This window comes from Kribbella sp. NBC_01245, assembly GCF_036226525.1.
Lineage (GTDB): Bacteria > Actinomycetota > Actinomycetes > Propionibacteriales > Kribbellaceae > Kribbella.
In genome coordinates this window covers 4,013,486-4,027,039 of the sequence record NZ_CP108487.1, presented here as the reverse complement: position 1 = coordinate 4,027,039, position 13,554 = coordinate 4,013,486, and the positions used below count along the sequence as shown (strand labels likewise).

Here is a 13,554-nt window from a genome sequence, read left to right as displayed (position 1 = left end):
GTCTGCCAGCGCCGGGATCCACCCGGGGGACGGGAAGGGGGAACGTATGGACGTCGAGGCGTTCGTATCGGTCCACCAGCCGCAGTGGGATCGCCTGGCCGCGCTAGTCCGGGCACAGCGCAAGCTGACCGGTGCCGAGGCTGACGAGCTCGTTTCGCTCTACCAGCGCGTCGGCACGCACCTGTCCGCACTGCGGGCCGCAGGCGCCGACCCGGTCACAATCGGCCGCTTGTCCGGAGTGATCGCTGACGCGCGTGGAGCCGTCACTGGCGTCCAGGCTCCGGTGTGGCGGGATATCTCGCGCTACTTCCTTGTGAGCTTCCCTGCCGCCCTCTACGCGTCTAGACGCTGGTGGTTGTCCATCGGCCTGGCCTTCTACCTCGTAGCGGGCTGGATCGCCTGGAGAGTGATCACCAAGCCTGAGGTCCTCAGCTCGGTGGCGACGCCTGCGGAGATCCAGGAGATCGTCGACGAGAGTTTCGCCAGCTACTACTCGGAGAACCCGGCCCAGGACTTCGCCCTACGAGTCTGGACGAACAACGCGACCCTTGCGGCCGCTGCGTTGGCCCTGGGCATCCTGATCATCCCGACGGCCCTGCTGCTCTGGCAGAACGCAGTAAGCCTCGGACTGATGGCAGGCATCATGATCGGCCACGACAAGTCAGACGTGTTCTTCGGCCTCATCACGCCCCACGGACTGCTGGAGCTCACTGCCGTCTTCGTGGCGGGTGCGGCCGGTCTACGCCTCGGGTGGGCCTGGGTGGTGCCAGGAGCGCGGACGCGGATGCAGGCCCTTGCCCAAACCGGTCGAGCCACTGTCGGGATGGCGATCGGCCTGGCCGTCGTACTGCTCATCAGCGGGCTGATCGAAGCCATGGTCACACCGGCACCACTGCCGACCTGGTTCCGCGTAGGCATCGGCGTACTCGCTGAAGTCGCCTTCCTGGTCTACGTATGGACCCTGGGCCGTCGTGCCGTTCGAGCCGGCGAGTACGGCGATATCGAGGCCATCGACCGGGAAGCGTCCGCGCCCCTCGCCACCTGACGTGCGAGGGCTTGCCCGGAGCACGTCCGACGTGGATCGTCCGAAAGATGAAGTCCGTCCAGCAAGCGCGCACCAACCCGGCCTACCGAGCGTCGGTCACGGTCGGCCTCTTCGCGTACGGCCTCGTACACCTGCTCATTGCCTGGCTCGCCCTGCAAGTGGCCTGGGGTGGCAGTCGTGAGGAGGCGTCGCAGCAAGGCGCAATGCGCGAGCTAGCCGATACGCCGTTCGGGGGCATCCTGCTCTGGGTAGTCGCGATCGGCCTGTTTTCACTGGTCATCTGGCAAGGCCTCGAGCTGGCCTTCGGAGAGCGCAAATGGTCCGCCGCCGGCCGGATCGTGGTCTACCTGGCCCTGGGCATCAGCGCGCTCCGCGTCGCAACAGGCTCGGGTGGTTCGAGCTCGAATGAGGCAGGGCAGAAGACGTTGAGCGCGCGCCTGATGGCCGAGACGCCCGGGCGCATCCTGGTCGGCCTGGCCGGGCTGGTGGTCATCGCGGTGGCCGGACGCCACTTCTACAAGGCGGTGACGAGGCAGTTCACCCGGGACCTGACCGGAGGCGTCTCGTCGGGCACGATCCTGCTCGGGCGGATCGGGTACGGCGTGAAGGGTGCGGCCCTGCTCATCGTGGGCGGGCTCATCGCGTGGGCGGCGATCACCTATGAGCCGTCGAAGGCGGGCGGGCTCGACACTGCCTTGCGGACCTTGAAAGGCCAGCCGTTCGGTACGGGGCTGCTGACGGCGATGGCTCTTGGGATCGCCTGCTTCGGCGTCTACTGCTTCGTCTGGGCCCGCAACGCGAAGAAGTGAAAGACTCGGGGAGATCGCGAAACCGGGCCGAGGAAGGAAATGAACGGCATTACGAAGGCCGCCTTTGGGCCTAGCCAGGTTGAGCGGAACGCGGCCAGCTCTGGGTCGTAGATGCGGACGGACAGGCCCCACTCGCCGTCTCCGTCGATCGGGCGGCGTTCGCGGCTCGGGGTGATCCAGATGTCCGCGACAGCCCTCCCGTCCAGCGCCCACGAGAAGTGCCACTCGCCGCGAAGGCCTCCGCCAGCTCCGGCCTGGGCCCGTCCGACACCATCAGCGACGCGAAAACTTGCGCGGGCTCCTGCATGTACGACCTCCTAGGTCAGAGACGGCCGGCCTTCTTCAGGGCCAAGTACGTGTCGGCGAGGGCCGGGGCGATTTTCTCCGGGTCCTCGTCGACGACGGTGACGCCGGCACGGGCCAGTACGGCCGTGACGCGTTCGCGGTCGAGCCTGGTGCGGGCGGCCGAGGCAGCGCCGTACACCTCGATGATGTCGGCAGTGGACGCCTCTAGTTCCGCGAGGCGTGGGTCGGCGACTGACGCCAGTACGACGAGGTGGCGCTTCAACAGTGGGCTGATGACCGGCAGTAGTGCCTCCTCCACCACGGCAGGCTCTAGGCCGGTCAGAAGTACTACCAGCGACCGCTGGCGCAGACGGCCGAGTACGTTCGACACGACCGCCCGGAAGTCCGTCTGGACCAGCTCGGCGTCCACAGTCGCTAGAGCGTTTACGAACGACGGCAGCACGTCCTCCGGCGCAGCACGTCGTACGTCGGCTCGGACGGCGGAATCGCATACCAGCAAGCTCACCCGGTCACCGGCGCGTGTGGCGAGTGCAGCCAACAGGAGGGCCGCGTCCATCGCATGGTCGAGCCTGGGCGCGTCACCGACTCGTGCCGCCGACAACCGGCCAGAGTCGATCACGATGGCCACCTGGCGATCCCGCTCGGGCCGCCACGTCCGGATGACTACACCCGAACGACGGGCTGTCGCACGCCAGTCGATGCTGCGTACGTCGTCCCCGGGCACGTAGTCCCGCAACGAGTCGAACTCCGTACCTTGGCCGCGCACCAGCAACGCCGTACGGCCGTCGAGCTCCCGGAGCCGGGCCAACCGTGACGGCAAGTGTTTGCGGCTGTTGAACGGCGGAAGCGCCCGAACCGTCCAAGGCACTCGGTGCGAACCCTGACGTCCTGCGATACCCAGTGGACCGATTGCCCGCACAGTGACGCGTGTGGCCTCTCGATCGCCTCGACGCGTCGGCACCAGCCGTACGGTGAGCCGACGGCGTTCGCCCGAGCCCAGGTCCAGCTTGTGCCTTGAGTCGAGTACACCGGCCGACGGCGGCCACGCATCCCGCAAAACGCCGCGAACGCTACGACCGGGATTACCAACTAGAAGCGTCACCGTGGCCTGGTGGCCGAGCCGAACCGACGTGTCGCCCTCACGGCTCAACTGCAACTTGCGAGGCGATCCGGCGAGCAACACGTCTACAAGTACCAGCAGGAGCAGCAACGCCAGTACGACGCCGACGCCGCCCCACGAAGGCATGACGAAAGCCACGAACGGCACGCCGACCAGCGCGACGATCGCGGCCCTGCCGGTGACGACCATCAGCGGGGAACCGGCACCGTGGCGAGCACGCTCTCCAGCACCGCGTCGGACGTGACACCTTCCAACTCGGCCTCCGGACGAACCTCGACCCGGTGCCGCAGCGCCGGCCGGGCCATCGCCTTCACGTCATCGGGAATCACGTAGTCCCGGCCCGACAACCACGCCCACGCCCGCGACACGGCGAGCAAGGCCGTCGCGCCACGCGGGGACACCCCGAGCTGCAGCGACGGCGACTGCCGGGTGGCGCGGCACAGGTCGACGATGTACGCCAGGACGTCTTCCCGAACGGCCACGCGTCGTACGGCGGCTTGTCCGGCCAGGAGATCCTCCGGCCCGGCGACGGGCTTGAGCCCGGCAGCGGCCAGATCGCGCGGGTCGAACCCCTTCGCATGGCGTGCGAGCACGGCGATCTCGGCATCGCGTGGTGGGATGTCCAGCGTCACCTTGAGCAGGAACCGGTCGAGCTGCGCCTCGGGCAACGGGTAGGTGCCCTCGTACTCGATGGGGTTCTGCGTGGCGGCGACGACGAACGGAATGGGCAGCGGCCGGGCAATGCCGTCGACGGTGACCTGGCGCTCTTCCATTGCCTCGAGCAACGCGGCCTGGGTCTTCGGTGGCGTCCGGTTGATCTCGTCCGCCAGCATGATGTTGGTGAAGACGGGCCCGGGACGGAAGGCGAACTCGGAGGTCTTCGCGTCGTAGACCAGCGAACCGGTGACGTCACCGGGCATCAGGTCCGGCGTGAACTGGACCCGCTTGGTGTCGAGCCGCATGGCCATCGACAACGCCCGGACCATCAGCGTCTTCGCCGTACCAGGGACGCCTTCGAGCAGCACGTGGCCGCGGCACAGCAGCGCGAGGACCAGTGCGCTGACGGCGACATCCTGGCCGACAACGGCCTTGCCGATCTCCGTGCGGAGGTCGATCAGGGCCTGCCGGGCCCGCTCCGGCGAGACCACATCAGTGGTGGGACTTTCGGTCACGGGCGTCGAACCTCCTGGGTCAGTACATCCAGTTCACGGGAAAGGGCGAGCAGCGTGGCGTCATCGGGCGGTGGCGGCCCGTAGAGCAGGTAGTTCAGGGCGACCGGGTCACGGCCGGTCCGGGCGGCGATGGTGGCGACGACCGCGTGCGGATCGGTCCGCCGGCCGATGCCGTGGGCCCGGCGCAACTTACCGAGGGCCGATTCGCGCAACGCGTCGGCCGCCCGATCGCGAGCCCGGGAACGACGGTAGAGGCGCGCGCGGCCTTCGGTGGTTTCGGCCGCGTGCACGATCACCGGCAGCGGCTCGGCCACCACCGGACCGAGGCGGCGGCCACGCCACAACGCGAGTACGCCGATGGCGAAGGCCAGCATCCAGGCGACGTAACGCGTCTCCACCGGCACCACCGGGTCATCACCCTCGGTGTCGTCAGGACCTTGGTACGAGTCGAAGCCGGGCACGTACCAAACCAGCTCCTGGTTCGTGCCGATCAGGTTCAGCGCGAACGCCGCGTTGCCGTCGGTCGCGAGGCCCTGGTTGTCGAACGACCGAGGCGAACCGAGCACGTCGACGGTCCGGGACGAAACCTCGAGCCGGACCATGCTGTGGTGAATGCCGTCGCCGTAACAACCGATGGCGTCCGCGGGCGCGGAGTACGCCGTACCGGAGATGGTCGCCGTACCGGCCTTGGTCGCCGCGGGCAGATCGCAGCGCGGGGCACGGCTGTCCTCGCTGAGCCTGTTCGTGTTCGTCACGCCCGGTGCGAGCACCTCCAGCGCGGCTCGCGAGGGTTGGACCAGCACGAGGTGATCCCAACCGGCGTTGGCGATTCGCTGCCAGTCGTCCCGATCGACGGCACCACCCGGTGCCACCAGCAACGTCCGGCCGGAGCCGTTGACGACGGCGTCCGACAGCTCGGCCGTGGGATTCACGTTCACGCCGTGGTCCTCGAGCAGGGTGGCGAGGGCGCGAGCGCCCGTCGGCTTGGCCGAGTCGGGGCTGAAGGGTCCAGTGGTGCGGGCGCCGTTCGCGATCAACAGCACCATCACGCCCACCACGATGACCACGGTGATCAGCAGCGGTTTGCGCAGCGAGCGCCAGATCTCACCGCCGGTCCGCTCGAGCGACGTCTGCTCCACGGTCGCGCTCATCCGGCCGTTGCCTTCAGCATCGACCGGGTGGAGACCTTGCGGGCCGCCTCATCCGCGGCCACCACCACGCCGTACCGCTCGGTCGTCGGAGTCCTGCTCCCGTAAACGACCTCGGCGAAGACCTCAGCCGCTGGTTGCAGGGAAGACGAAAGCTCGGGGATGGCCTTGGTCGCGTCGGCGGCCACCTCATACGCCGTACGGCCGGGGCGGTCGTCGAGGATCGTGCGCTCGGTCAGCTCCGCCACGCAGGCCCGGAACCGCGCCCGCACGGCCGGACCGAACTGGCCACTCGCCGCGGCCGCCTCGGCCTCGGCCCGGTACTCCGCGGCGGACCGGATCCGCCCGGTGTCGAAGACGGCCTCCTGCTTGATCGCCCGGGTGGTACGTAGCACGCCCGCGCGCCAGACGATGACGATCACGACCAGGATCACCAGCAGGAGCAGGATCAGCAGGCCCTTGTTACCGCCCGGCGCGCGCATGGCCATCTCACCGAAGGCGTCCGTGATCCAGTCCAGCAGCTTGTTCAGCGCGCGGGTGAAGATCGACTCGTCCTGGCTGTACAACGGCTTGGACAGCTCGCGACGCGCCTCCTCGGCGGCCTGGTCGCGGCTGATGTCGATCGGTGGTTCGAGCGGAAGGTTCATCGGGGACCCTTCAACGAGGGACGCATCCAGAGATCGAGGCCTTCGCGACGCACCCGCAGATCGAGGTAGATCAGCGCCTGCACGGCCGACATGAAGGCGAGGCTGGCGATGGTGGTCAGTACGGCGGCGGCGCCGGCGGCAGCGGCGAGCGCGATCGTGACGGCCACCGCGCCGGCCTCACCCTCGGTCGCGCCACTCCAGCCGGCCATCGCGCCGATCAGCAGGGTGATGCCGAGCTGCATCGCGTTGCTGACGATGTAGATCACCAGCCCGGCGAAGAGCAAGATGCCGAAGACCCGCCAGAAGCGCCCGCGGACCAGATACCAGGACCGCTTCAGCGAACCGATGATGCCCACCGGTGCCGGGATGTAGAGGCCGATATCCGGTGCGTGCTTGCCCTCGAGCAGTACGACGGTGCCGGCCAGCGAGATCCGGATGCCCACGAGAACCGCGATCAGGGCGCCCGTCGCCATCAGCGCCAGCGCGACCAGCCCCGCGATCGCGCCGTTCGTTGCCGATTCGGCGCCCGCGGCGGTGCCGAACAAGGCCAGCAGCCAGCCGGCCGCGAGCAACGCGAAGCCCACGGACTGCACCAGACCGACAACGGCCAGCGACGGCAGGGCCGGCCGCACCAGGCGGAGCAGCTCGCGCGCGCCGAGCCGACGGCCCAGCTGGCTGCGCACCGCCGCCAGCGCGACGATGCCGCTCAGCATGCTCGCCACCATCGTGAAGAGGATGGCCTGGGCGGCGTACATCAAGAGCACGGGCAGACCGCCGAAACCGAACGGATCGTCCGCCTCGAAGAAGCCGGCCAGGCCGCCCGGCACCGCCAATTGGGTCAGACCGACTTGCACCGCGGTGAGACCGATGCCAGCGATTACGGGCAGACCGAGCATGATGGTCTTGTTGTCCGATATGGTCCGCGCGGCGTTGTCGAGCAGATCCACGGGCAACCAAGGACGCAGCGGCTCGGAGAACGTCTCGCTCTCGGAGATACCGTCTGGCGCCACGCTTGGTCCCTACCCCTCGGCTGTGTGTGGTCCATGATCACTCACCGGGGTGCCAACCGGCATTTGGTGGTGCCGAATGGGACACTGGCAGTCGAACGTGTGACAACAGAAACCGGCAAGGAGTTGGGCGTGGCTGAAGGTAACCGGGCGACGCGAGGGCGTGTCCTGATCGTCGACGACGACCTGGCGTTGTCGGAGATGCTCAGCATCGTCTTGCGCAACGAGGGCTACGAGACACATCTGGTGGCCACCGGAGACAAGGCGGTCGGGGCGTTCCGTGAGTTCAAGCCGGATCTGCTGTTACTCGACCTGATGCTGCCCGGGATGGACGGAATCGACGTCTGCCGGGCGATCCGGGCCGAATCCGGCGTACCGATCGTGATGCTGACCGCGAAGAGTGACACGGTCGACATCGTCCTCGGGCTGGAATCCGGCGCGGACGACTATGTGGTCAAGCCGTTCAAGCCCAAGGAGCTGGTGGCCCGGATCAGGGCGCGGCTGCGGCGGCTGGACGAGCCGGGACCGGAGTCGCTGACGATCGGTGACCTGACCATCGACGTGGCCGGGCATTCGGTGAAGCGCAGTGGCGAGACCATCCAGCTGACCCCGCTGGAGTTCGATCTGCTGGTCTGCCTGGCCTCCAAGCCGTGGCAGGTGTTCACCCGTGAGGTCCTGCTGGAGCAGGTCTGGGGGTACCGCCACGCCGCGGACACCCGGCTGGTGAACGTGCACGTCCAGCGGTTGCGGTCCAAGATCGAGAAGGATCCCGAGCACCCCGAGATCGTCGTGACGGTCCGTGGTGTCGGTTACAAGGCGGGTGCGGACTGATCGAGTACGGGCGCGACAACGCGTCACAGCCAACCCCCGCGGCCGCGACCGGTTCCGAACTGGAACCCGTCGAGCAGATCGCCACCGGGGTGGATTGGCACGCCTACCCGAAGCCGATCTGGCGTACGTCGCCCAAGCACTGGCCGGATTTCTGGCGCCGCTCGATCCAGGCCCGGATCGTTACCGGCACGCTGCTGATGTCGGCCGTGGTGGTCTTCCTGGTCGGCTGGGTGATGATGTCGCAGGTCACCGACGGCGTGCTGGAATCCCGTCGCGACACCGCGTACGCCGAGGCCGCGGCCCAGGTCACCAGCGCCCAGGCCGAGCTGAACGCGGGTGACGCCCCGGACGCGAAATGGGCCCTGACCCGGCTGCTCTCGAATACCAACGGCGGCACCTTCAAGGCCGTGGTGGCGCCGATCGACTCGGTCTCGTCGAGTACCCAGGCGACCCGGGTCAGCGGTGACGTCGACCCTGACTCGGTGCCGCAGGTGCTGCGGTCGTCGGTCGTCGCCGACCCCACGAAGCTCTACGACACCTACACCACCATCAGGTACCAGGACGGTTCGGCCGAGCCCGGTCTGGTGGTCGGCTCGCAGTTGCGGATGGAAAGCACCAACGAGCGCTTCCAGATGTACCTGCTGTTCCCGTTGACGCCGCAGGCCGAGGTGCTCGGCGTCGTACAGCGTGCACTGATCACGGCCGGCCTGTTGCTGGTGCTGCTGCTCGGCGCGGTCGCCTGGCTGGTCACCCGGCAGGTCGTCACGCCGGTGCGGATGGCCCGGCGGATCGCGGAGCGGCTCGCGGCCGGCCGGCTGGAGGAGCGGATGCAGGTCCGCGGCACCGACGACCTGGCCCGGCTGGCGGTCTCGTTCAACAAGATGGCCAGCAACCTGCAGCAGCAGATCCGGCGGCTCGAGGAGCTGTCCCGGCTGCAGCGCCGCTTCGTCTCGGACGTCTCACACGAGCTGCGGACGCCGTTGACCACGGTGCGGATGGCGGCCGATCTGCTGCACGAGGCCAAGGACGACTTCGATCCGGTCTCGCGCCGTTCGGTCGAGCTGATGCAGAACGAGCTCAACCGGTTCGAGGCGCTGCTCGCCGACCTGCTGGAGATCAGCCGGTTCGACGCGGGCGCCGCCGCCCTGGACCTGGAGGACGTGGACCTGCGCGACGTCGTCGCCCGGGTGCTGGAGAACCACGAGACCCTGCTCGCGCGCAAGGGCGCCGAGATGGTCCTGGACATGCCGCGGCCGTGCCGGGCCCAGGTCGACTCGCGCCGGATCGAGCGCATCCTGCGCAACCTGATCGGCAACGCCATCGAGCACAGCGAGGGCCGTCCGATCAAGATCACCACCGCCTCCGACGACGACGCGGCCGCCGTCGCCGTCCGCGACCACGGCATCGGCTTCCGGGCCGAAGAGGCCGAGATGGTCTTCAGCCGGTTCTGGCGGGCCGACCCGGCGCGGGCGAGGACGACCGGTGGCACGGGTCTCGGCCTGTCGATCGCGCTGGAGGACGCGCGCCTGCACGGCGGCCGCCTCGACGCCTGGGGTGCACCCGGCGATGGCGCCTACTTCCGCTTGACCCTGCCGCGGCAGCCCGGCGTACCGCTGATCGGTTCGCCGCTGCCGACCCGCCCGCCGGACGCGAGCCGGGTGGTGCCCGAGATCGGCCTGGTCCAGGTCGGCGCGCCGTACCAGAAGCTCACCGGTGACGGTGGAGGTGCTCAGTGAGAATCGTTTCCTGGTTGTCGGCCGGTCTGGCCGTCGCGCTGCTGGGCGGATGCGCCACCGTGCCGACCAGCGGCCTGGTCAGATCCGGGAACTCGAGTAACGAGAGCACGTCGCCGGGCGGAATCGGCGTGCTCGCCGATCCGCCGAAGCCCGGCGCATCGCCGGCCGCGGTGGTCAGCGGCTTCATGGAGGCCATGTCGAACCTCGACAGTCTCAACGTCGCCAGGGAGTACCTGACGCCCGAGGCCTCCGGCGCCTGGGATGTCAGCCAGACCAGGATCTACGACCCGCGGGCCGGCAGTGGCGTCGTGCTGCCGGTGAACGCGAGCACGGACCGCTTCAAACTGACGGCGCCGCTGGTGGCGACTCTGGACGAGCGCAGTGCCTGGCGTCCGGCCCCGCCGGGCGAGCAGCTCACCTTCACTTTCGTGGTGGTTAAGAACGCGGCCGGGGAGTGGCGGATCAGCACCCCGCCGCCAGGCGTCTTCCTGGACAAGAACCTGAGCGAGACGAACTACGACCCGTACAACCTGTACTTCCTCAACCCCACGAACGACCTGCTCGTACCGGATCCGATCTACCTGCCGATCAGCCGGTCGCAGGCCCAGCTCGCGCACCTGCTGATCAAGTCCCTGCTGCGGGGACCGACCAGCCGGCTGGGCGACTCGGTGCTGTCCGCCGCCCCGCCGAACACCCAGTTGGTCCGCAACGTGACCATCACCGACGGCGCCGCGAACGTCGACCTGGACGACGCGGTCAAGAACGTCGGCCCGCTCGAGCGGAACCAGCTCGCCGCCCAGATCGCATGGACGCTGCGTCAGGTGGTGTCCGCCGTCCGGATCACGGTGCAGGGCGCACCGCTGCAGGAGGGCAACGACGACGAGCGGATGTTCGAGAACTTCTCCACCTACGACCCGTCCGTTCCCGCGGCGAACCTGACCCAGCTGTTCGTTCTGCGTCAGGGCAAGATCAACCGCTTCAACGGGCTGGACGGTTCGGGCGAGATCACCCTGGAGCCGCTCGGCCAGGCCAGTCTGCTGTCACCGTTCTTCGCGACCTCGTTCGCGATCAGCCTGAAGAGCGAGCTGGGTGCCATCGTCACCGGCGGCAAGGTGATCGTGGCCCGGCTGAGCAAGGAAGAGGGCGAGAAGGAGACCCGCCTGCAGGCCTCGGGTGAGGTGACCCGGCCGACGTTCGACTGGGCCGGCAACCTCTGGTTCGTGGATCACGCCGACGACGACCCGCAGGTCTGGATGATGGACAAGGACAGGAAGCAGATCCGGGTCCAGGCCGACTTCAACGGGTACGACGTGGAGGCGCTGCGGATCGCGCCCGACGGCGTCCGGGTGCTGGCGGTGGTGCGCAAGGACGGCAAGTCCGCGCTCTGGATCGGCCGGGTCAAGATCGGCGAGAACAACCGCCGCTCCCTGACCGGGTTCTACTCCCTGCAGGTACCCCTCGACGACTTGGTCGACGCCGCCTGGTCCAAGGCCGAGCGCGTCACGGTGGTCGGCAGCAAGGGCGAGGCGCTGTCCCAGGCCCTCGAGGTGAACGTCGACGGCTCCCTACCCGGCCCGGTCGCCGGCGTCAGCACCCACGCCGTCCACGCCGTAGCCGCCACCCCGAACGTCGAAAGCCTGCTCGTCCTCCAAGTAGACGACGGCCGCCTCCAACGCCGCTCCCGCGACCTCCAATGGGACGACCCCCTCGACGACAACGTCAAAAACGTCTACCCCGTCTACCCCGGCTAACCTCCCACACCTTTCCTCCCGCGAGTCTGGCACTGCTCTGGTGGGCGGCCCGTTCCGGGCTGAAAATTGGGGTGGTGCCCGTTGACGCCGTATCACTGTGGTTCGTTTGAGGCCGTCCGCGAGTCGGGCGCCGGGAGTTGCGTTGTGGGCCTTTCAGTGTTGCCTTTGAGCACGCGGACTAGATTCGCCGGATCCTTGCAGCTCCTGCGGGCACCGTGTTTGCCGGTGCGTTGTGTGGAGGTGGGTTGTGGTGCTGGAGCAGACGCAGGATGTCGAGGAGATCATCGCGCGGGTCGCGGCGCTGGACATCGGTAAGGCCGAGTTGGTGTGTTGTGTGCGGATTCCGGATCCGGGCCGGCCGGGGCGCCGGTTGCAGGAGGTGGACCGGTATTCGACGATGACGCGGTCGTTGTTGCGGCTGGCTGACCGGCTGGTCGAGCTGGGGGTGTCGCGGGTGGTGATGGAGGCGACCTCGGACTATTGGAAGCCGCCGTTCTATCTGCTGGAGGCGGCCGGGTTGGAGACCTGGCTGGTGAACGCCAAGGATGTGAAGCATTTGCCGGGTCGGCCGAAGACCGACCGGCTGGATGCGGTGTGGTTGTGCAAGGTGGCGGAGCGGCAGATGCTGCGGGCCAGTTTCGTGCCGCCGTTGCCGATCCGCCAGTTGCGGGATCTGACCCGGTATCGGGTTGATTTGGTGAACGCGTGCACTGCGGAGAAGAACCGGGTGGAGAAGCTGCTGGAAGATGCCTGTATCAAGGTGTCGGTGGTCGCGTCGGACATTTTCGGGGTGTCGGGGCGGGACATGCTGGCCGCGCTGGCCGGGGGTGAGCGGGACCCGAAGGTGCTGGCGCAGTTGGCCCGGTCCCGGATGCGGGCCAAGATCGGTGACCTGGAAGAAGCCTTCACCGGATACTTCACCGACCACCACGCCTATCTGCTGGCCAAGATGCTGGCCCGGATCGACCAGATCGAAGCCGATATCGCCGACCTCGAAGACAGGATCGGCGACCAGATCGCCCCTTTCGCCGAGGCGGTGGAACGACTCGATGAGATCCCCGGCATCGGGCGGGTCACCGCGCACGTGATCATCGCCGAAATCGGGACCGACATGACCCGGTTCCCCACCCCGGGCCACCTGGCGTCGTGGGCCAGGTTCGCCCCCGGGGTTAAAGAATCGGCCGGGAAGAAGAAAGGCACCGGCGCCACCGGCCACGGCAACTCCTACCTGGCCCGGGTCCTGGGCGAGGCCGCCGTCTGCGCCGGTAAAACCGACACCTTCCTCGGCGAACGCTACCGGCGCATCGCCAGACGCCGCGGCCGCAAGAAAGCCATCGTCGCGGTCGGCCGCTCCATCCTGGTCATCGTCTGGCACCTGCTATCCGATCCCGACGCCCACTTCCACGACCTCGGCCCCGACTTCTACGACAACCGCATCAACCCCGAACGGAAACGACGCAACCACGTCCGCCAACTCCAAGCCCTCGGCTACAACGTCACCCTCGAACCCGTCGCCTGACCACCGAGCACACAACCTCCCGGCTCCGCTGCGCTCCGCCGGAACACACGCACGCCCCAACACAGTCATTTTCGGACTAGTGGTCACCTCTGACCCTCGCGTCATGACACGACCACGCGCGGACCAAGAGGAAGCGGCCGGACCGCCAGGTCCACACGATGGCGCGAAACACGCCCGACCGGGACGAAATCGGCCACCGTGTGGACCTGCGCGTCCGCAACACCCGACCCTCGCCACGGTCGGACGCGAACTGCGCGACGTACGGCTCGAACGGCCGTCCTCCACGTCCCGTCCTGACGTGAGTGGTCAGGTCACGACGCGTCCATTCGCGGGAGACAGGAGGGCTAGTTATCCGGCTCTCCGGTCGCGTCAGTGGGTTTCCGGCTGCGCACCTCTTGCCGCCGGCCGCATGCGAATCGGCGCCACTGGCTCCGCGTCCGACCTGCCGCGTTACCCCCCACTT

At 68.2% G+C, this 13,554-nt stretch carries 11 protein-coding genes; 6 read left to right on the top strand and 5 right to left on the bottom strand.

What is annotated here, in order from left to right; all coding sequences use genetic code 11:
• The first annotated feature begins 46 nt into the window (after positions 1 to 46).
• Both OG394_RS17815 and OG394_RS17810 read left to right on the top strand, forming a co-directional pair.
• Positions 47 to 1,045 carry a stage II sporulation protein M gene (locus OG394_RS17815; protein ID WP_328996505.1) on the top strand — a complete coding sequence of 333 codons (999 nt, stop codon included), beginning with the start codon at positions 47 to 49 and terminating at the stop codon, positions 1,043 to 1,045.
• A 47-nt stretch (positions 1,046 to 1,092) separates the two neighbouring features.
• Positions 1,093 to 1,854: a DUF1206 domain-containing protein gene (locus tag OG394_RS17810; RefSeq protein ID WP_328996504.1), complete on the top strand. Its 762-nt coding sequence runs from the start codon at positions 1,093 to 1,095 to the stop codon at positions 1,852 to 1,854.
• Between the two features lie 322 nt (positions 1,855 to 2,176).
• Here the strand turns inward: OG394_RS17810 and OG394_RS17805 are convergent, their stop codons facing one another.
• From OG394_RS17805 to OG394_RS17785, 5 genes are read right to left on the bottom strand one after another with little or no spacing between them, the layout of a single operon-like run.
• Positions 2,177 to 3,469, bottom strand: coding sequence for a DUF58 domain-containing protein (locus OG394_RS17805; protein WP_328996503.1), 1,293 nt, complete (start codon positions 3,467 to 3,469; stop codon positions 2,177 to 2,179).
• On the bottom strand, positions 3,469 to 4,452 hold the full coding sequence (locus tag OG394_RS17800) for an AAA family ATPase (protein ID WP_328996502.1): 984 nt from the start codon (positions 4,450 to 4,452) through the stop codon (positions 3,469 to 3,471). Before OG394_RS17800 ends, OG394_RS17805 begins: the two co-directional genes overlap by 1 nt.
• Positions 4,449 to 5,603, bottom strand: coding sequence for a DUF4350 domain-containing protein (locus OG394_RS17795; RefSeq protein ID WP_328996501.1), 1,155 nt, complete (start codon positions 5,601 to 5,603; stop codon positions 4,449 to 4,451). The genes OG394_RS17800 and OG394_RS17795 overlap by 4 nt, the downstream gene beginning before the upstream one ends.
• The gene (locus tag OG394_RS17790; protein ID WP_328996500.1) at positions 5,600 to 6,247 is read right to left on the bottom strand and encodes a DUF4129 domain-containing protein; all 648 of its coding nucleotides are present in this window, start codon (positions 6,245 to 6,247) and stop codon (positions 5,600 to 5,602) included. Before OG394_RS17790 ends, OG394_RS17795 begins: the two co-directional genes overlap by 4 nt.
• Positions 6,244 to 7,257 carry a hypothetical protein gene (locus tag OG394_RS17785; RefSeq protein WP_328996499.1) on the bottom strand — a complete coding sequence of 338 codons (1,014 nt, stop codon included), beginning with the start codon at positions 7,255 to 7,257 and terminating at the stop codon, positions 6,244 to 6,246. The genes OG394_RS17790 and OG394_RS17785 overlap by 4 nt, the downstream gene beginning before the upstream one ends.
• Positions 7,258 to 7,386: 129 nt before the next feature.
• Here OG394_RS17785 and mtrA point away from each other — a divergent pair, with 129 nt between their 5' ends.
• From mtrA to OG394_RS17765, 4 genes are all read left to right on the top strand, one after another.
• On the top strand, positions 7,387 to 8,085 hold the full coding sequence (mtrA, locus tag OG394_RS17780) for an MtrAB system response regulator MtrA (protein WP_328996498.1): 699 nt from the start codon (positions 7,387 to 7,389) through the stop codon (positions 8,083 to 8,085).
• An 89-nt stretch (positions 8,086 to 8,174) separates the two neighbouring features.
• Positions 8,175 to 9,821: an MtrAB system histidine kinase MtrB gene (gene mtrB, locus OG394_RS17775; RefSeq protein ID WP_328996497.1), complete on the top strand. Its 1,647-nt coding sequence runs from the start codon at positions 8,175 to 8,177 to the stop codon at positions 9,819 to 9,821.
• The gene (locus OG394_RS17770; RefSeq protein WP_328996496.1) at positions 9,818 to 11,572 is read left to right on the top strand and encodes an LpqB family beta-propeller domain-containing protein; all 1,755 of its coding nucleotides are present in this window, start codon (positions 9,818 to 9,820) and stop codon (positions 11,570 to 11,572) included. The genes mtrB and OG394_RS17770 overlap by 4 nt, the downstream gene beginning before the upstream one ends.
• A gap of 253 nt (positions 11,573 to 11,825) precedes the next feature.
• On the top strand, positions 11,826 to 13,091 hold the full coding sequence (locus tag OG394_RS17765; protein WP_442914301.1) for an IS110 family transposase: 1,266 nt from the start codon (positions 11,826 to 11,828) through the stop codon (positions 13,089 to 13,091).
• Positions 13,092 to 13,554 lie beyond the last annotated feature (463 nt).

Coding starts and splice junctions, on each gene's coding strand:
- OG394_RS17805 (WP_328996503.1), bottom strand. CDS start 3,469: ATGGTCGTCACCGGCAGGGCCGCGATCGTCGCGCTGGTCGGCGTGCCG.
- OG394_RS17810 (WP_328996504.1), top strand. CDS start 1,093: ATGAAGTCCGTCCAGCAAGCGCGCACCAACCCGGCCTACCGAGCGTCG.
- OG394_RS17815 (WP_328996505.1), top strand. CDS start 47: ATGGACGTCGAGGCGTTCGTATCGGTCCACCAGCCGCAGTGGGATCGC.
- OG394_RS17790 (WP_328996500.1), bottom strand. CDS start 6,247: ATGAACCTTCCGCTCGAACCACCGATCGACATCAGCCGCGACCAGGCC.
- OG394_RS17795 (WP_328996501.1), bottom strand. CDS start 5,603: ATGAGCGCGACCGTGGAGCAGACGTCGCTCGAGCGGACCGGCGGTGAG.